The organism is Manganibacter manganicus (assembly GCF_002075885.1).
GTDB lineage: Bacteria > Pseudomonadota > Alphaproteobacteria > Rhizobiales > Rhizobiaceae > Mesorhizobium > Mesorhizobium manganicum.
The window spans coordinates 40,362-59,213 of record NZ_MDET01000008.1 but is presented as its reverse complement, the minus strand read 5'-3'; the positions used below and the strand labels follow the sequence as shown (position 1 = coordinate 59,213).

Genomic DNA, 18,852 nt, shown 5'->3' with positions numbered 1-18,852 from the left:
GTGCTGCCAGCCTCAAAGGCCGAGATAGGCCTTGCGCACAGCCGGATCGTCGATCAGCGCCTTGGCCTCGCCGCCATGCACGATCGAGCCGGTTTCCATGACATAGCCCCGGTCGGCACCGGACAGCGCCAGATGAATATCCTGCTCGACCAGGAGAACGGTGACGCCTTCGTCCCGGATTCTGGCCAGAACCTCCATCAACTGCTCGACCACGACGGGCGCAAGGCCGAGGCTCATCTCGTCGATCATCAAAAGTTGTGGCTTGGCCATCAACCCGCGCGCCATGGCGCACATCTGCTGCTCGCCGCCGGACATGGAGCCCGCAAGCTGGCGCTTGCGTTCGCCAAGGCGCGGAAACAGCGCATACATGCGCTCGAGATCGCCGGTGATCGCCGCCTTGTCCGCGCGCCGGTAAGCCCCCATGAGCAGATTGTCTTCCACCGTCATCCGGTCGAAAAGCTGGCGGCCCTCCGGCACCTGAACCAGACCGGCGCCGAACACCTGGTCCGGCGTCAACGGCACGAGGTTGTGCCCCATGAACGAGATCGTGCCGGTGCACGCAAGGACGCGTGACAGCGCCCTGAGCAGCGTGGTCTTGCCGGCGCCGTTGGAGCCGACCAGCGCCACGATCTCGGCGCGGCGGATTTCCAGCGAAACGCCGTTCAGCACAGGCATTTCGCCGTAGCCGGCGCTGAGCCCATCCACGGACAGAAGCACGTCAACGGCATCCGGCTTCGAGGCGACGGCGCTCATGCCCGCTTCCTTCCGAGATAGGCTTCGACCACCTGCGGGTTGGACAGCACCGTGTCGGGCTCGCCGTCGGCGATCTTTTCGCCGTGGTGCAGCACGAGCAGGCGGTCGGACAGGCTCTTGATCGCCTTGATGACATGCTCGATGACCAGAATGGAGATGCCGCGCTCGCGCACCCGCTTCAGCACGTCGATGACCTCATCGATCTCGACGTGGTTTAGGCCCGCCATGACCTCGTCGCACAACAGCACCTTGGGCTGCATAGCGAGCGCCTTGGCGAGTTCCAGCCGCTTGCGGCTCGGGCCGCCAAGTTCATCGGCGCGCTGATCGGAGAATTTCTCAAGGCCGACAAATCGGAGTTGCTCGCGCGCCTGCTCGCGCGCCTTGGCAAGTTCGGATTCGCCGCCGCCATGGCCGAACAGCGCGCCGACCGCGACATTGTCGAGAACCGAAAGACCGGGAAACGGCCGCATGATCTGGAAGGTACGACCGATGCCGAGCCGCGCCCGCTGATAGGCTGGCAACTTCACGATGGAGTGCCCCTCGAAGGCAATGTCGCCCAAGGTCGGCGGCAGCGTGCCGGAGATCAGGCTGACCAGCGTTGTCTTGCCGGCGCCGTTCGGGCCGATCACACCGAGGATTTCACCCTGTTTCAGGGTGAAGCTGACATCGTTGACCGCAACAAGCCCGGCGAAACGGCGCGTCACATTGGTGATTTCAAGAATTGGGGTGATTTCAAGGATCGCGTTCATATGCGGTGCGCCCTGAGATTTTCGGCGAAATAACGCCAGCCGCTGGTGCGGAACCGGCGCATCAGATCCGCCAGGCCACGCGGCATGAAGATCACCGCCACCACCACGACCAGGCCGAAGAACAGGCCGGCTGCGCTGGTAACCTCGCTGGACAACACCTCCGAAACCCCGGAAAGCACGAAGGCGCCAAGCACCGGCCCCAGCACCGTGCCCGGCCCGCCGAACACCGCCATGATGATCATCTTGACGTTGAGGCTGATGTCGAACGCGCTGGCAGGATCGAGGAAGGTGATCCAATAGGCGTGGATGCCGCCAGCCAGTGCCGAGAAGACCCCGGACAGCGCGAAGGCCAGCACCTTGTAGAGCGTGGTGTTGACACCCATCACCGCCGCGCCCTCCTCGTTCTCGCGAATGGCGATCAGGCCGAAGCCGAAGCGGATGCGTGTCAGCCAGAACACCGTCGCCGTGGCCGCCACCAGCAGGATCAGCGACAGTTCGTAGAACAGGGGGTCATTGTTGAGCGGCGGTAGGACGAGGCCGATATTCTGCCCCGCTATCCCGATATTGGAGACGATGGCGATCATCACCTGCGCCAAGGCCAGTGTGGCGATGGCGAAGTAATGGCCCTTCAGCCGCAGCACCGGCAGGCCGAGCAGGAAGGCGAAGGCGACGGCCAGTACCACGCCGAAAATCATACCGACCGCGAAAGGCAGTTCCCACTGCACCATGGCGATGGCCACGCCATAGCTGCCAAGGCCGTAGAACACCGAATTGCCGAAGGAGGCGTAACCGGTATAGCCGCCGATGATGTTCCAGCCCTGCGCCAGCACCGCCAGTAAAAGCGCATTGATGCCGAACTGCACCAGCACGTCGGAGCCGAACCACGGCACGGCAGCCAGCACCGCCACCGCGACAACGAGCAGGATCGAGACGAGCGCCTTCATGCCGTTTTCCCCAAAAGGCCGCTCGGCCGCACGATAAGAACGAGAACCAGCACGCCGAAGCTCGCCACGTCGCCAAAAGTGGCACCGATATAAAGCACCGTCAGCGATTCGATGATGCCGAGCACCAGCCCGCCGACCAGCACGCCGAGCGGGTTGTCGAGGCCGCCGATGATGGCAATGGCAAAGGACTTTGCCGTCAGGGTCGCGCCAATATAGGGGTCGATCTGCGAAACCGTGCCGTAGAGCCCGCCCGCCGCACCGGCAAGGCCGATACCGATGCCGAAGGTCATGGCATAGAGATGGCGCGGCTCGACGCCGTAAAGCCGGGCGGCGACGAGGTTCTGTGCGGTGGCGCGGATGGCGCGGCCGAGCCGGCTATGTAGCAGGAACAGCCACATGCCGACGGTCAGCACGACAGCGACGCCGAAGGCCATCAGCCGCGCCATCGGAATGACCACCGGGCCGAGCGCAATGTTGGAGCCGGCATAGGACGGATTGATGGTGCGAAAGTCGGCGGAAAACGCCATTTGCGCCAGATAGGTGAGTACGACCTCGAGGCCAAAGGTAATCAACAGCGTGTTGAACATTGGCGCCCGGACGATCAGGTTGAGCACCCCTCGCTGCAGGCAGTAACCAAGGCCAAACATCACCACGGCCGTGATCGGCAGGCCGAGGAACGGGTCGATGCCCAAATAGGTATAGAGGTGCCAAGAGAGATAGCCCCCCAGCATGATGAAGGCGCCATGCGCCAGATTGACGATATTGAGCACGCCCCAGACAAGGGCGAGGCCCAGTGCCATCACGGCATAAAGCCCGCCAAGCAATATGCCGTTGATCAGGATTTGCGCCAGCAGATCCAACCCGTCATCCCCTCTTCATTTTGTGCCGCGCGAAGCGGAGTCGCCATGATGGCAAACGCCGCTCCGCTTCATGACCGCACCTCTGGTTTGCCGAGGCGCTTCTCACTTTTTCATCCCTGTCGCAACCCACACCTGCGGGTTGCGCGCCCAGTCATGCCCCGAAACTGGTCAGCGTGCATTCCATGCAGGCATCGGATATTTCGGCTTCTCGACAAAACCCTTGGCGTCATAAACCGCAACGAGCTTGTCGTCCTGGATCTGGATGACCGTCTGCGCCAGGTCGATCTGGCCGTTCTCGCCAAACGCGATAGTGCCGTAGAGGCTGTCGAAATTCAGCTTGGCAATGGCGTCGCGCACCGCCTTGGGATCGAGTGTGCCGGCGTTTTCCAGCGCCTGAGCCAGCGCCTCGACATCGGCAGCACCGGAGGCCGCGTGATAGTCCGGATCATAGCCGAACTTGGCCTTGTATTCCTTGGCGAAGGTTTCGGCGTCACCGAACCATTTGTCCTTGAGCTTGGCCGAAGGCAGCCAGGCGGTCATGCCGAAGGCATAGTTGGCATCCTTGTCGAGCGCCTTGCGGAAATCCTCGCTCGGCACGCCAACGGTGAACGAATAGAATTTCGGCGCCACCGAGAGGCTCTTTGCCTGCCGCACGAAATTCAGGATCTCGGTTTCGTGGCCGGCAACCAGAACGACATCGACATTGGCGTTCTTGATCTGGGAGAGCAGCGAATTGAAGTCGCTGGCGTTCGAGGTGTAGCGCTCGTCAAGCGCGATGGTGAAGCCGGCGTCCTTGAGCAAAGGCCGCGTGCCCTCGGCCACCGAAACGTCGAAAGCATCGTCGGCATAAAGCAGCGCCACGGATTTCGGCTTGGGGTCAAGCTCCTTCATCATGGAAACGGTGGAGCCGAAATAGTTGCTTGCTGGCGCCAGCGTACCGAAAATATACTTGAACTTGCGCGAGAATATCTGGTCGGACGCGCCGCCGCCCTGAACCATCGGGATCTGGTATTTTTCCGATACGGCGGAATCGGCAAGCGCGAAATTGCTGGCGAACGGGCCGAGCAGCAGGTTGACCTTGTCCTGCGAGACAAGCTGCGTGTATTGCCTGACTGAAAGATTCACGTCCGACTGGTTGTCGTAGAGCTTCAGCGCCAACTTGTATTGCTTGTCGCCGACCTTGATGCCGCCGGCCTCATTGATCTTGTCGATGGTGAACTGATAGGCGTCCCGATAGTAACGGCCGGTATTGGCAACCGGACCGGTGAGTTGGACGGACGCGCCAAGGACGATGTCCTCAGCCATGGCCGGCGCGCATGACAAAATGGCAGCCGCCCCTAGTATGGCACCCGCCAGGCGCAAGGTTCTATTCGACATTTTTTTCTCCCTGACTGACTTGAAAAACGATTGGTGTAAAATTCGCCACTGCAATTCCTTAGCCGCAAACAGCATGCAACATTTGTCAATGATCTTCACTTTTGCGGCACGGTTGGCAGGCGTCATTCCTTCTTCCCCGTCCCTACCGAGGTGAGAAGACGCGCATAGATTTCGCCGACAATGCCACGCCTGAAGACGAGCACGCAGACCATGAAGATGAGGCCGGTGGCAATCGTCACCGGGAAGCCGGAAGTGGCAAGCGTGTTCTGCAACGTCACCACCAGCCCCGCTCCGACAATCGGCCCGACCATTGTGCCGATGCCGCCGAGCAACGTCATCAGGATCACCTCGCCGGACATCTGCCATGTGACATCGGTGAGCGTGGCGAATTGAAAGACGAGTGCCTTGGTCGCTCCAGCCAGTCCGGCGAGCGTTGCCGACATGACAAAGGCCGCCAGTTTGTAATTGGCCACCGAATAGCCCAGCGAAATAGCCCGACTCTCGTTCTCGCGGATCGATTTCAGGATCATGCCGAAAGGCGAGTTGACGATACGCCAGATGGCGAACACGCCGATCAGGAATATCCCCAGCACAGTGTAGTAGATATTGTGCGGCTGGCTGAGGTCGAGCAGGCCGAACAGGTGCCCGCGCGGCACGCCCTGTATGCCGTCCTCGCCCCGAGTGAACGGCGCCTGCACGCAAAAGAAGTAGAACATCTGCGCCAGCGCCAGCGTGATCATGGCGAAATAGATGCCCTGACGCCGGATGGCGAAGAAGCCCATGACCAACCCAAGCACCGCCGCCCCTGCCGTGCCGAGCAAGATGCCGGCTTCCGGCGGCCAGCCCCAGACCTTGACCGCATGGGCACAGAAATAGGCGGCGCCACCGAAGAAGGTGGCGTGGCCGAAGGAAAGCAGACCGGTATAGCCAAGCAGCAGATTGAAGGCGCAGGCAAAAAGCGCGAAACACAGCATCTTCATCAGGAAGACGGGATAAAAGAAGAAAGGGGCGGCAATCAGCGCCGCGATGCCGATCGCCACCAGCGCCCATTCCAATCGGGCGGAACCTGTGGCGCGCGCTTCCTGAAGCGTGGTTTCGGCCATGTCAGGCATCCCTTCCAAACAGGCCGGCCGGCCGCACAAGGAGCACGACGGCCATGATGACGAAGACGACCAGATTGGAAGCTTCGGGATAGAAGACCTTGGTCAATCCCTCGGCCAGCCCCAGCATATATCCGGTGACGATGGCGCCGAGGATCGAGCCCATGCCGCCGACAACGACCACCGCGAAGACGACGATGATAAGATCCGAACCCATCAGCGGGCTGACCTGATAGACCGGTGCGGCGAGGATGCCGGCAAAGCCGGCCAGCGCCGAGCCGAGACCGTAGGTGAGCGTCAGCAGCAAGGGCACATTGACACCGAAGGCCTGTACCAGCGTCGGATTTTCGGTCGCCGCGCGTAGATAGGAGCCGAGCCGGGTCTTCTCGATCAAAATCCAGGTGCCGAGGCACACGATCAGCGAGGCGACCACGACCCAGCCACGATAGACGGGCAGGAACATGAAGCCGAGATTGACACCGCCGCCAAGTTGTACCGGCGCCGAATAGGGTTGGCCCGACACGCCATAATAGTAGCGGAAGATGCCTTCGATCACCTGAGCAAGCCCGAAGGTGAAAAGCAGGCCGTAAAGCGGATCGATGCTGTAGAGTTTCGACAGCGCCAGCCGCTCCACCACCATGCCGAAAATGCCGACGACCAGCGGCGCGAGGATCAGCGCCGGCCAGTAGCCGATACCGAGATAGGTCAACAGCAGATAACCGACGAAGGCGCCGAACATGTATTGCGCGCCATGGGCGAAATTGATGACGCGCAGCAGCCCGAAAATGACCGCCAGGCCGAGGCTCAGCATGGCGTAGAAGGAACCGTTGATCAGGCCGACCAGCAACTGGCCGAGAAACGCCTGGATGGGAATGCCAAAGATCATCGTCATGGCCGCATCACACCCCCAGAACTTCGTGGAGCCGCGTCATTTGCAACGGCAGTTCGCCAACCGGGAAGGCACCGACAACCTTGCCATGCTCCATCAGATAGAAGCGGTCTGCGATACGGCTGGCAAAACGGAAATTCTGCTCCACCAGCAGGATCGTCATGCCGCGCGCCTTGAGCGTGGCCAGCAATTCGCCGATTCGCTGCACGATCACCGGCGCCAGTCCTTCCGTCGGCTCATCCAGAAGCAGCATCTTGACGCCGGTGCGCAGCATGCGCGCGATCGCCAGCATCTGCTGCTCGCCGCCGGAAAGCTTGGTGCCCTGGCTGTTGCGGCGGAACTTGAGATTGGGAAAGAGGTCGAAGATTTCCTCGACGCTCATACCGCCTTCAGCCACCACAGGCGGAAGAAGCAGGTTTTCATCGACCGTGAGCGTGGCGAAGATACCGCGCTCCTCCGGCACGAAGCCGATGCCGGAATGTGCCGTGCGGTGCAGCGGAATGCGCATCAGGTCCTGGCCCTCGAAGGCAATCTCGCCGGTGCGCTTGCGGATCAGGCCCATGATGGCGCGCAACGTCGTGGTCTTGCCGACGCCGTTGCGGCCGAGCAGCGTCACCGTCTCGCCGCGAGAAACGTCGAGATCGACTCCATGCAGCGCGTGGCTCTCGCCATACCATGCATTGAGCCCGCGTACGCGAAGCAGCGGCGAAGCATCAGTCATCACGCCTCCTCCGTGCCCATGTAAGCGACCCTCACCCGCTCGTCGGCGCTCACCGTGGCATAGTCGCCGGCGGCGATGATATCGCCATGCTGGAGCACCGTGATCCAGTCGCAAAGGTCGGCTACCACCGTCAGATTGTGCTCGACCATCAGCACGGCGCGATCCTTCGCCACCGAGCGAATGATGTCGGAAACGGTACTCACATCCTCATGCCCCATGCCGGCCATCGGCTCGTCGAGCAGCAGCACCTTGGGGTCGAGTGCCAGCGTCGTGGCAATCTCCAGTACCCGCTTGCGACCATAGGAAAGGTCGCCGGCCAGCCGATGCCGGTCGTCGGCAAGCCCTACCATGGCCAGCAACTCCTGCGCCCGCGGCGTCAGCCGATCGAGCGCCGAAAGCGGTCGCCAGAATTGTGTGCCGAGACCACCCGGCCGCTGCAGCGCCACCCGCACATTGTCGAGAACGCTCAGATGCGGAAAGATCGCCGAAATCTGAAACGAGCGCACCAGCCCCATGCGCGCCACCGCCGCCGGCGAAGTCTTTGTAATGTCGCGCCCCAGCAATTCGATGGAGCCGGCCGTTGGCGCCAGGAACTTGGTCAGAAGGTTGAAGACCGTCGTCTTGCCGGCACCGTTGGGACCGATCAGGGCATGAATCTTGCCGTGATGCACGTCGAGATCGACATGGCGCACGGCCGTGAAGCCGGCGAAGTCGCGCCTCAGGCCGCGGGCGGAAAGCACCGCCTGCGGCCCGGTCGTTTCGTTGACAAGGGGCGACATGGCCACGCCTGCCGCTACGCTCACTTGAGCGAACAGCCGCTTTCCGAAGCGCTCAGATAAGCCTCATCGCCGGGAATGGTGGCAAGATAGGTATAGTAGTCCCAGTCGCGCTTGCTCTCTTCCGGCTTCTTGACCTGGAACAGATACATATCATGCACCATGGAACCGTCGGCCTGTACCTTGCCGTTCTGGGTGAAGACGTCGTTCACCGGCATTTCGTGCAGTAGCTTGGCCACCGGCTCGGTGGCGTCGGTGCCGGCCTTGTCGACGGCCTTCAGATACTGCATCACGGCGGAATAAGTGCCGGCCTGGATCATGTTGGGCATGCGGCCAGTGCGCTTGAGGAAGCGCTCGCCAAACTCGCGGCTCTTGTCGTCGCGGTCCCAGTAATAGGCTTCGGTCAGCACCACGCCCTGCGCCGCCTTGAGACCAAGACCATGCACTTCGGCCAGGGTGAACAGCAGCGCCGCCAATCTCTGCCCGCCCTGCACGATGCCGAATTCGGCCGCCTGCTTGATCGAGTTTGAGGTGTCGAGGCCGGCATTGGCAAGGCCGATGACCTTGGCGCCGGACGACTGTGCCTGCAACAGGAAGGACGAATAGTCGGTCGCGCCAAGCGGATAGAGCACATCGCCCAGCACCTTGCCGCCCTTGTCCTCGATGAATTTAGTGGTCTGCTCTTCCAGCGAATGACCGAAGGCATAATCCACAGTGATGAAGTACCAGCTATCGCCGCCCTGCTTGACCAGCGCACCGCCGGTGCCGACAGCCTGAGAATGGGTGTCGTATGCCCAGTGGAAGCCATAGGGCGAGCAGGCCTTGCCTGTCAGGTCCGTGGTCGCGGCCCCGGTGACAATGTCGATCTTCTTCTTTTCCTCGGAGATGCCCTGCACGGCCAGCGCCACGGAGGAGGTGGTCAATTCCATGATCGCATCGACCTGCTCGGTATCATACCACTTGCGGGCGATGTTGGAGGCGATGTCGGCCTTGTTCTGGTGATCGGCATCAACGATCTCGATCGGTGCGCCTTGCACCTTGCCGCCGAAATCCTCGACCGCCATCTTGGCCGCCTCGACAGACCATTTGCCGCCGAAATCGGCATAGACGCCCGACTGGTCGTTCAAAATGCCGATCTTGATCTTGCCGTCCGAAATGTCGGCGGCATTGGCCGAAAGCACACCGGCCGTCATGGCGGTGGCGGCCAGAAGTGCTGTCGAAACGAGATGGGTCAGTTTCACCTTATCGTCCTCCCTTGTTCAGCCGGCCGACATGCAGACGGCTCTTGTTATTGATCCAAGAATGATCGCCTCGGCGCACTTTCGTCAAGGACGAAGCACGGTCTCGCAGTCATGTCCTGGTGATGATGTCTGTAGATGGCGGGCTGTGATATACATGCGGCCCAAGGCTAGCACCGCGGCCCGGCCGCGAGAACGCTTACTTTTGTATTATGCCGCGGCGGCATGTCCGGCCGTAAGCCAGATCCATTTTTTTTACCTTAGTTGCATTGCGGGCAGCGCCAATCTCGATGATGAATTGCCCATGGGCAACGAAACCACTTCCAATCTCACCGACTACGGCGAGTGGGATTACATCGTCATCGGCGCGGGCTCGGCAGGCTGCGTGTTGGCCAACCGGCTGAGCGCGGACCCAAAGAATCGCGTCCTGCTTTTGGAAGCCGGCGGCAGCGATAATTACCACTGGGTCCACATCCCGGTCGGCTATCTCTACTGCATGGGAAATCCGCGCACAGACTGGTGCTACAGCACCGAAAGCGAGCCGGGCCTCAATGGCCGCTCGCTGGCCTATCCGCGTGGCAAGGTGCTCGGCGGCTGTTCCTCGATCAACGGCATGATCTATATGCGTGGCCAAGCGCGCGACTACGATCTGTGGCGGCAAGCCGGCAATCCCGGCTGGGGCTGGAGCGAGGTGCTGCCGGTGTTCCGCCGTTCCGAGGATCATTACCGGCTGGATAATGATGCCCATGGTCAAGGCGGGCCGCTGCGGGTGGAAAAACAGCGGTTGAGCTGGCCGATCCTCGACGCCGTGCGCGAGGCCGCCGCCGAACTCGGCGTTCCGCCGACAGACGATTTCAACGCCGGCAACAATGAGGGCGCCGGCTATTTCGAGGTCAACCAGAAGGGCGGCGTGCGTTTCAGCGCAGCGCGCGCCTTTTTGCGCCCGGTCAGGAGGCGGCCCAATCTGCGCATCGTCACCCATGCGGCGGCAGAGCGCATCGTGTTCGACGGCAACCGCGCCACCGCGATCCTGTTTCGCGATGCGTCCGGCAAGCTGGCCGAGGCGCGGGTCGGGCGCGAACTGCTTTTGTCGGCAGGCGCAGTCAACTCGCCGCAATTGCTGCAATTGTCAGGCGTCGGTCCGGCCGCCCTGCTGAAGCAGCACGGCATCGATATCGTGCACGATCTGCCCGGCGTCGGCGAGAATTTGCAGGACCATTTGCAGATCCGCACCGCTTTCCGCATCGAGGGCGCGGCGACGCTCAACGAGCGGCAGGCGAGCCTTTGGGGCAAGGCGGGCATCGCGCTGGAATATGCCCTGAAGCGCGCCGGGCCGATGGCCATGGCGCCGAGCCAGTTCGGCATCTTCATGCGCTCGGACCCGCGCTTCGACACGCCGAACATCGAATTCCACGTCCAGCCGCTGTCGCTGGAGAAGTTTGGCGAGGCGCTGCACACCTTCCCGGCGATTACCGTATCGGTGTGCAATCTGCGCCCCGAGTCGCGCGGCCATATTCGTATCCGCTCGGCCGATCCGAAGGCCGCACCGGCGGTCCGGCCGAACTATCTTTCCACCGATGCCGACCGCGAGGTCGCCGCGCAATCCATCGTGCACGCGCGCCGCCTGATGGCGACAAGGCGCATGGCAGCCTATCATCCGCAGGAATTCAAGCCGGGCACCGAAATCAGCAGCCCGGACGATCTGGCGCGCGCCGCCGGCGACATCGCCACCACCATCTTCCATCCGGTGGGCACGGCGAAGATGGGCGACGATGCGATGGCGGTGGTGGGCGCCGATCTCAAGGTGCATGGCATGGAGCGGCTGCGGGTGGTCGATGCCTCGATCATGCCGACCATCGTTTCCGGCAACACCCATGCACCGACGGTGATGATCGCCGAAAAGGCCGCCGAATTGATGGTGGGCTGGAAACAGGTTTAAGTTCAGGCCCACTGGAGGAGGAACGCAAATGGACTTCTCGTCCGTCGAACGCGATTACGGGAAAGCGGCTCAGGGCTTTCGCCTGAACATTCCCGAATATTTCAACTTCGGCTTCGACGTCGTGGACGACTGGGCCGCGCGCGACGATCATACGGCGGTGATTGCGGTTTCGCGCGACGGCGAAACCATAAGCCACATCCCCTATTCGGCCTTCGCCGAAAACTCGAACCGCTTCGCCAATGCGCTGAAGGCAAAAGGGGTGGAACCGGGCAGCTTCGCCTGTGTCGTCATGGGCCGCTTGCCGGAATGGTACACGGTGCTGTTCGGCTGCATGAAGGCGGGCGTCGTTTCCATGCCCGGCACCAATCTGCTCACCGCGCATGACCTCGAATACCGCGTCAACCATTCGCGCGCCTCGGTCATCGTGGTCGGCTCGGAGCATTGCGGCAAGGTCGATTCCATCCGCGCCAGATGCCCGACGCTGAAGACTTTCATCGTCACCGACGGCGCGCATGACGGCTGGCTTTCGCTGGACCGGCTGCTCGCCGACGCATCGCCGGACATCGACCGCGCGGCATTTCCCAAGACGCGCGCCACCGACATGATGATGGCCTATTTCACATCCGGCACCACCTCCATGCCGAAAATGGTGCCGCGCGACCACGGCTATGCGCTGGCGCATGTGGCGACCGGCCTGTTCTGGATGGATTTGCGGCGCACCGATATTCATTGGTCGCTGACCGATACCGGTTGGGCGAAGGCGGCATGGGGCATATTGTTCCCGCAATTCGCGCTCGGCGTGCCGATCGTGCTCTACGATGGCCCGGCCGCCTTCGACGCCGATCTGCATCTGAAGCTCATCGGCAAGCTTGGCGTCACCACATTCTGCGCGCCGCCCACCGTCTATCGCCTGTTCGCGCAGTTCGATCTTTCGCAATACGATCTTTCCAGCCTGCGTCGTTCGCTCGGCGCCGGCGAGCCGCTCAACCCGGAGGTCATGCGCATCTGGAAAGAGGCCACCGGCACGGTGATCGCCGATGGCTACGGCCAGACCGAGACGATCAACATCGTCGCCAATTTTCCGGCCGAGGAGGTGCGCTACGGCTCGATGGGCAAGCCGGTTCCGGGCTTCGATGTCGACGTGGTGGACGATGACGGCAACCGCCGTCCGGTCGGCGAGGTCGGCCATATCGCGGTCAGGATCACCGAGCCGCATCCGGGCGGCCTGTTTCATGGCTACTATACCGGCAAGGAACTCGACCGCACCTCGTTCCGAAACGGCTGGTACTATACCGGCGACACCGCGACACGCGACAAGGACGGCTATCTGTGGTTCGTCGGCCGCTCCGATGACCTGATCTCCTCGGCCGGCTACCGCATCAGCCCGTTCGAGGTGGAAAGCGCGCTGATCGAGCACAAGGCGGTGGCCGAGAGCGCGGTGGTCGGCAAGGCCGATGAAACGCGCGGCCAGATCGTCAAGGCCTATGTCATTCTGGCGAAAGGCTTTTCTCCTTCACAGGAGCTTGCGCTCGACATTCAGGAATTCTGCCGCAACCTGACCGCACCCTACAAATATCCGCGCGAGATCGAGTTCGTCGAGGCGCTGCCCAAGACCATTTCGGGCAAGATCCGGCGGGTGGAACTGCGCCAGCAGGATCGCACCTGAAGCGCCGGCGCGCCGGCATCCACAATGATGGAAAACCGCGGAGCATTGTTGGATTGCATTGTTGCGATAAGCCGGCCTTTCGGCAGGCAAGAACACTGAACGCCCCTGTATTGTGCGGGCTTTCACGGCCTGGTGCCCAACAGCGCATTGTTGGGCGCAATGTTGGCCGCCAGTGTTGATTTCACGGACCCGCTCTCCATCTGCTTCCTTCGGCATCCGGCGATTGACCTTGCAACCTGCGAGGGTGATAACCGAACCGGCGGGGAGCGGGAGGAGAGGAAATTTCAACATGATGAAGAGTTACGTTGCGCTGGTCCTTGCGGGCCTCGTTCTTTCCGGTTGCGGCATTTCCGCATCGACTTATGCATCGAGCCGCGAGGCCCTGCGGGGCAGTTCGGCGATGCGCAGCGATTTCATCAGGACCTGCACGCGCAATATTTCCCGCAAACCGCTCAAGACCCGGCAGAACATCGCCAAGGTGATGAACACCTCCGTGCGCAACACGCCCAGGCTCTACTGCAAGAGAATCACGCATGGCATCACATCCGGCCGCCTGTCGCATGCCGACATCAGCGCAGCGTCGCGCGGCCAGGTGACGCCAGCCATCATTCGCGTGCTTCAGGGTCGCTAAACCCACCGAGACGATCATGACATCTTGCAGAGACCAGCTTGAAGCCATTCTCGCGCGCCTGGAAGCACGCGCCGACGACGAGCGCGTGTTCGTAAAGCTCTATGCCGAGACGGCGCGGGCGGCGGCCGATGCAGCCGATGCGCGGCGCAGGCTTGGCGCCTCGCTCGGGCCTCTGGATGGCGCTATTGTCTCGATCAAGGATCTGTTCGACATTGCCGGCGAGCCGACGCTCGCCGGCTCGCTGCTGCGCAACAGCGCACCTGCGGCGGCACAGACCGCCCCGGTGGTCGAACGGCTTCGCCGGGTCGGCGCGGTCATTCTCGGCAAGACCAACATGACCGAGTTCGCCTTCACCGCGCTCGGCCTCAACCCGCATTACGGCACGCCGGGCAATGCGGCGGACCCGTCGCTCATTCCCGGCGGTTCTTCCAGCGGCGCCGGCGTATCCGTTGCCGAAGACACCAGCGCCATATCGATCGGCTCCGACACCGGTGGTTCGGTCCGCATCCCGGCGGCGTTGAACGGCGTCGTCGGCTTCAAGCCAACAGCACGCCGCATTCCGCTGGCCGGCGCCTTTCCGCTTTCGCCAAGCCTCGATTCGGTCGGCCCGCTGGCGCAAAGCGTCGCCGATTGCGCTCTTGCCGATGCAGTGATGGCCGACTCGTGGACTGGCAACGGGCAACCGGCGGCCCTCAAGCCCGCCGCGCTGTCCGATCTGCGCTTCGGCATCCCGCGCGGACGGTTGTTCGAGCATATGGAGAGCGAGGTCGAGGCGGCATTCGAGCGCGCGGTCGGCCAGCTTGCCAATGCCGGTGCCCGCGTCACCGACTTCGCCATCAACGATCTGCTGGTGGACATGCGCGAAGCGACGAGGCAAGGCTCGATCGCGGCCATCGAGGGCGCCGCAATCCATGCCGACTGGCTGACGCATGGTGCCTCGACGCCGGTCGATCCGCGCGTCAGCGAACCGCTGTCGCGCGCGTCGGCCATTCCGGCCGCCACCTATATCCGCATCATGCGCCGGCGCGCCGACCTGATGGCCGCCATGGATGAGCGCCTGGCCGATATCGACGCGCTGGTCCTGCCGACCGTGCCCATCGTCGCCCCGCCGATTGCATCGCTAAAGGACAATGCCGTCCTGTCGAACCGTATCGAGGGCCTGCTGCTCAGGAACACGCAAATGGCCAACCAGTTCGACCTCTGCGCCATCTCGCTGCCCATGCCCGGCACTGCCCTGCCGACCAGCCTGATGCTGGTGGCGCGCAACGGCCAGGACCGCAGGCTGTTTGCGATGGCAGCGGCCGTCGAAAGACGATTGGCCGGATAGAGAATTTTTCGCGCCCAACCGTCGCGAAACCTTTGAGGATCACCGCGCTCGACAAAGCTGATTTACTAACGGATGTTGTCTGTTTAGGTAATACGGATACGAAAAGAGGGGGCGCTTCGTGCTATTTCTGTCTAGCAAGAAATCCCACGGTCCGCCCCATGGTGGCGGCGTAGCTCCGTCGCTTTGCTATGCCGCTACCATAGCCTTGTCCCTCTGCGGCGCACATGCCGCCTATGGCGCGGACGCTACACTTGACGTACCGGAAGATCACGCCCCGGCGGAATCCTCAAATTGGGCCTTGCAGGTCACGCCCTATATGTGGGCGGCTGGGCTCGACGGGCATATTTCGCCGTTCCGGCGCGGCCCGACGATCGGTGTCGAGAAGTCGTTCTCCGACGTTATGGACGATCTGAACTTCGGCGGGTTCATCAACATTTGGGGGCGCTACGATCGCTTCGTCTTTTCGGGTGACATCATGTATGTCGATACGACGGACGGCCATAACTCCGGACCGCTGCCGGCGTTGACGATTCCCGGCGTCGGCACGATACCGCCGGGCGGAAACATCGATGCGAAAGTCGACACGAAGCAGTTCACCGCGACATTGATGGGCGGCTACCGTGTCATCGACACGCCGCAATTCACCCTCGACGCCCTTGGCGGCGCGCGTTTCTGGCACATCTCCAACGATGTGACGCTTATCGGGAGTCTTGGCCCGGTTAGCGGCTCTGTCAGCTATGGCGAAAGCTTCGGCTGGGCCGATCCACTGGTCGGCCTGCGCGCCTTCCTTCCCCTGACGGAAAAGCTGTCCCTTCAGGCGCAGGCCGATATCGGCGGTTTCGGCGCGGGATCGGACTTCACATGGTCGGCGCTGGCTACCGTCAATTACGTCTTCAGCGATCACCTTTCCGCTTCGGTCGGCTACAAGGTGCTCGACGTCGATTACGATCACGACGGGCACGTTTATGACACACGTCTCAGCGGCCCGGTTTTCGGCATGACCTATCGGTTCTGATTGGCAAGGGTTTAGCGCAGTTCTTCTTACGGAGTGGTGTTCGACATGTCTCGATTCACACGCATTCTCACCACCGTGACCGCCGCCGTGGCGCTTCTGACCGCAGAAGCACAGGCCTGCACGCGGGTCGTCTATCAAGGGCCTAACGGGCGAACTCTCACAGGCCGCAACATGGACTTCAAGGACCCGATGGTCAGCAATTTCTGGGTTTTTCCCCGTGGGATGAAGCGCAGCGGAGCGGCTGGCCCGCGTTCGGTGGAATGGACATCGAAATACGGCAGCCTGACCGTCTCCGGCTATGATATCTCGACGGTCGACGGCATGAATGAAGCAGGCCTCAACGCCAGCCTGCTATGGCTCAACGCGACCAAATTCCCGGAAGACGACGGGACGACACCTCGCATGTCGCTTTCGATCTGGGCGCAGTTCTATCTCGATCAGTTCGCGACGGTCGCAAAGGCGGTCGAATACACGCGTAGCCATCCCATAGAGGTGGTCAGCGGTGAAGTGCCCGGCCGTCCTGGCAGTCTAGCACCGCTGCATTTGACGCTTTCTGATCCGACCGGTGACAGCGCCGTCCTTGAGTGGATCGATGGAAAGCTGAGCATCCATCATGACCGCGCCTATCAGGTGGTGACGAACGATCCGCCCTATGACGCTCAGCTCGCCACCCAGAAATACTGGAGCGCGGTCGACCCCCTCAAATTCCTACCCGGCAGTGGCCGCTCCGAAGACCGCTTCGTGCGCGCCGGCTTCTATATCAACGCGGTGACCCAAAGCGGCGACCCGCGGATTGCCGCCGCCGCCGTGTTCAGCGTTATCCGCAACGCTTCGGCACCGTATGGCGTAAGTATTCCAGAGGCACCGAACCTGTCCACGACCCGCTGGCGCGTGGTGGCGGATCAGAAGGGCATGGTTTTCTATGGCGAATCGGCCACGTCACCCAACGTTTTCTGGGTGGATTTGAAGAAGCTCGACTTCTCCGAAGGCGCGCATGTCCGCAAGCTGGATCTCGGGGTAGATATGGCCCGCGTCCTTGCCGGCGAGGCATCGAGTCAGTTCGTCCCCGCAAAACCGTTCGACTTCATGGAGGCCGAATGAAGGGAAAATACCTGTCGCAAAAGTCGCGTGCAAAATTCCGACCTTTTGCAAGCGATTCTTACGCCAAAAATTATCCAGCGTAAAAGCCGAGAGTCTTTTTGAAGAACCGGCTTCGAGACAAAGACATGCATAAAATCAATGAGCTAAAGCGCATAGAGCGAATCTGAAAGATCGCGACGCGCTTTAAGAGGCACCGACCAACCCTACAGCGTCGCGCCGAGGTGCCAGGGCACGAATTCATTGTCGCCATAGCCGAACAGTTCGCTCTTGGTCTTGCGGCCGGAGGCCGTCTCGACGATCAGTTCGAAAATCTCGCGGCCCATTTCACCGATGCTCTTTTCGCCTGAGGCGATGACGCCGCAATTGACGTCCATGTCCTCTTCCATGGCATGATACATGGTGGAGTTGGTCGCCACCTTGATCGACGGTGTCGGATGGCTGCCGAAGCAGGAGCCGCGCCCGGTGGTGAAGACGATGACATTGGCGCCGCCCGCCACCTGGCCGGTGGCCGAGACGGGGTCGTAGCCGGGCGTGTCCATGAAGACGAGGCCGTGGCCGCTGACCTTCTCGGCATAGCCGAACACGCCGTTGAGCGGCGATTTCCCACCTTTCGCGACAGCGCCGAGCGACTTTTCCAGGATGGTCGTCAGGCCGCCGCGCTTGTTGCCTGGTGACGGGTTGTTGTCGATGGACGCGCCATGCTTGGCGACATGCGCTTCCCACCATTTGATGTGGCCGTCGAGTTTTTCCGCGATTTCCGGCGAGGCCGCGCGGTAGGCGAGCAGGTGCTCGGCACCGTAGATCTCCGTGGTTTCGGAAAGAATGCCGATGCCGCCGACCTCGGCCAATATATCGACAGCGGCCCCCAGCGCCGGATTGGCGGTGATGCCCGACATGCCGTCTGAGCCGCCGCATTGCAGGCCGACCACGATCTCGCTGAGCGGGATCGGCTCACGCGTGTACGCGCCCACTTCCTCGGCGATCTCGGCCAGCACGCCCATCGCCTTTTCGACCGACTTGCGCGAACCGCCGGCGTCCTGGATGTTGAAATGCCGCTTGCCGGCGGCGACGCCCTTCTGTCCGTAGAGCGTCAACTGGTTGACCTCGCAGCCAAGCCCGACCATCAGCATGCCGCCGAAATTGGGGTGGCGCGCATAACCGGCCAGCGTGCGGTGCAGCACCATCATGCCGTCGCCGGTGGCGCTCATGCCGCAGCCCTGCCCGTGCACGATCGGCACGAAACCGTCTATATTGGGATAGTTCGGCAAAAGCCTCTTGTTGGCCTCGTCGGCAATGGCATGGCACACGGTGGCCGAGCAATTGACGCTGGCGATGATGCCGACGAAATTGCGCGTTCCGGCGCGCCCGTCGGCACGACGATAGCCCATGAAGGTGCGGCCCTGGTCGGCCTTCGTGGCGTGTTCGGCCTCGCTCGGCGGCACCGCCGGCAGGCGGGTGCCGGCCTCGAACGCCAGATTGTGCGAATGAACGTGATGGCCCGCCGCGATGTCCTGCGTGGCGCGGCCGATGGCCTGGCCGTATTTCACCACCGCCTCGCCGGCGGCAATCGACTTGATCGCCACCTTGTGGCCGGATTCGATGGCGTCCGCGGCAGTACCCCCGCCGGGAAGTTCCGTGCCCTGTTCGATACGGCCATTGGCGACCGCTACATTGTCGGCGGGAGAAAGCAGGATGACGTTGACCGGGTTCACGCGAAAATTCCTGGAGTGCTGGGGTCAGGCCGGCGGCGGCTCGCAGATTGCCGC

The 18,852-nt window shown here is 62.1% G+C and carries 17 protein-coding genes; 6 read left to right on the top strand and 11 right to left on the bottom strand.

The window, feature by feature from the left end; translation table 11 throughout:
• Nucleotides 1-12: 12 nt before the first annotated feature.
• From BFN67_RS06790 to BFN67_RS06745, 10 genes are all read right to left on the bottom strand, one after another.
• Nucleotides 13-753, bottom strand: a complete 741-nt coding sequence (locus BFN67_RS06790) for an ABC transporter ATP-binding protein (RefSeq protein WP_080918875.1) — start codon at nt 751-753, stop codon at nt 13-15.
• On the bottom strand, nt 750-1,484 hold the full coding sequence (locus tag BFN67_RS06785) for an ABC transporter ATP-binding protein (RefSeq protein ID WP_080918940.1): 735 nt from the start codon (nt 1,482-1,484) through the stop codon (nt 750-752). Before BFN67_RS06785 ends, BFN67_RS06790 begins: the two co-directional genes overlap by 4 nt.
• A 14-nt stretch (nt 1,485-1,498) precedes the next feature.
• Nucleotides 1,499-2,446 carry a branched-chain amino acid ABC transporter permease gene (locus BFN67_RS06780; RefSeq protein WP_080918874.1) on the bottom strand — a complete coding sequence of 316 codons (948 nt, stop codon included), beginning with the start codon at nt 2,444-2,446 and terminating at the stop codon, nt 1,499-1,501.
• Nucleotides 2,443-3,306, bottom strand: a complete 864-nt coding sequence (locus BFN67_RS06775) for a branched-chain amino acid ABC transporter permease (protein WP_080918873.1) — start codon at nt 3,304-3,306, stop codon at nt 2,443-2,445. Before BFN67_RS06775 ends, BFN67_RS06780 begins: the two co-directional genes overlap by 4 nt.
• Before the next feature lie 168 nt (nt 3,307-3,474).
• Nucleotides 3,475-4,611, bottom strand: a complete 1,137-nt coding sequence (locus tag BFN67_RS06770; protein ID WP_245295176.1) for an amino acid ABC transporter substrate-binding protein — start codon at nt 4,609-4,611, stop codon at nt 3,475-3,477.
• A 194-nt stretch (nt 4,612-4,805) separates the two neighbouring features.
• Nucleotides 4,806-5,786 carry a branched-chain amino acid ABC transporter permease gene (locus tag BFN67_RS06765; RefSeq protein WP_139789059.1) on the bottom strand — a complete coding sequence of 327 codons (981 nt, stop codon included), beginning with the start codon at nt 5,784-5,786 and terminating at the stop codon, nt 4,806-4,808.
• A gap of 1 nt (nt 5,787) precedes the next feature.
• Nucleotides 5,788-6,675 (bottom strand): branched-chain amino acid ABC transporter permease, encoded by an 888-nt coding sequence (locus BFN67_RS06760; RefSeq protein ID WP_080918871.1) that lies wholly within the window; start codon nt 6,673-6,675, stop codon nt 5,788-5,790.
• A 7-nt stretch (nt 6,676-6,682) separates the two neighbouring features.
• Nucleotides 6,683-7,393, bottom strand: coding sequence for an ABC transporter ATP-binding protein (locus BFN67_RS06755; RefSeq protein WP_080918870.1), 711 nt, complete (start codon nt 7,391-7,393; stop codon nt 6,683-6,685).
• Nucleotides 7,393-8,172 carry an ABC transporter ATP-binding protein gene (locus tag BFN67_RS06750; RefSeq protein WP_080918869.1) on the bottom strand — a complete coding sequence of 260 codons (780 nt, stop codon included), beginning with the start codon at nt 8,170-8,172 and terminating at the stop codon, nt 7,393-7,395. The genes BFN67_RS06755 and BFN67_RS06750 overlap by 1 nt, the downstream gene beginning before the upstream one ends.
• 20 nt (nt 8,173-8,192) lie before the next feature.
• Nucleotides 8,193-9,362, bottom strand: a complete 1,170-nt coding sequence (locus BFN67_RS06745; RefSeq protein ID WP_192856770.1) for an ABC transporter substrate-binding protein — start codon at nt 9,360-9,362, stop codon at nt 8,193-8,195.
• Nucleotides 9,363-9,711: 349 nt separating this feature from the next.
• On the opposite strand from BFN67_RS06745, the gene BFN67_RS06740 reads away from it, so the two are divergent.
• From BFN67_RS06740 to BFN67_RS06715, 6 genes are all read left to right on the top strand, one after another.
• The gene (locus tag BFN67_RS06740) at nt 9,712-11,346 is read left to right on the top strand and encodes a GMC family oxidoreductase (protein ID WP_080918867.1); all 1,635 of its coding nucleotides are present in this window, start codon (nt 9,712-9,714) and stop codon (nt 11,344-11,346) included.
• 28 nt (nt 11,347-11,374) lie between these two features.
• Complete coding sequence (locus BFN67_RS06735) at nt 11,375-13,012, top strand: acetate--CoA ligase (RefSeq protein WP_080918866.1); 1,638 nt, start codon at nt 11,375-11,377, stop codon at nt 13,010-13,012.
• A gap of 289 nt (nt 13,013-13,301) precedes the next feature.
• Complete coding sequence (locus tag BFN67_RS06730; RefSeq protein WP_080918865.1) at nt 13,302-13,643, top strand: hypothetical protein; 342 nt, start codon at nt 13,302-13,304, stop codon at nt 13,641-13,643.
• 16 nt (nt 13,644-13,659) lie between these two features.
• A complete protein-coding gene (locus tag BFN67_RS06725) occupies nt 13,660-14,970 on the top strand; it encodes an amidase (protein ID WP_080918864.1) in 1,311 nt (436 codons plus the stop codon).
• A 199-nt stretch (nt 14,971-15,169) separates the two neighbouring features.
• A complete protein-coding gene (locus BFN67_RS06720) occupies nt 15,170-15,985 on the top strand; it encodes a hypothetical protein (protein WP_192856769.1) in 816 nt (271 codons plus the stop codon).
• Nucleotides 15,986-16,030: 45 nt separating this feature from the next.
• On the top strand, nt 16,031-17,086 hold the full coding sequence (locus BFN67_RS06715; RefSeq protein WP_080918938.1) for a linear amide C-N hydrolase: 1,056 nt from the start codon (nt 16,031-16,033) through the stop codon (nt 17,084-17,086).
• Nucleotides 17,087-17,289: 203 nt separating this feature from the next.
• Here BFN67_RS06715 and BFN67_RS06710 read toward each other — a convergent pair whose 3' ends face one another.
• The gene (locus BFN67_RS06710; RefSeq protein ID WP_080918862.1) at nt 17,290-18,798 is read right to left on the bottom strand and encodes a UxaA family hydrolase; all 1,509 of its coding nucleotides are present in this window, start codon (nt 18,796-18,798) and stop codon (nt 17,290-17,292) included.
• Nucleotides 18,799-18,852: the final 54 nt, after the last annotated feature.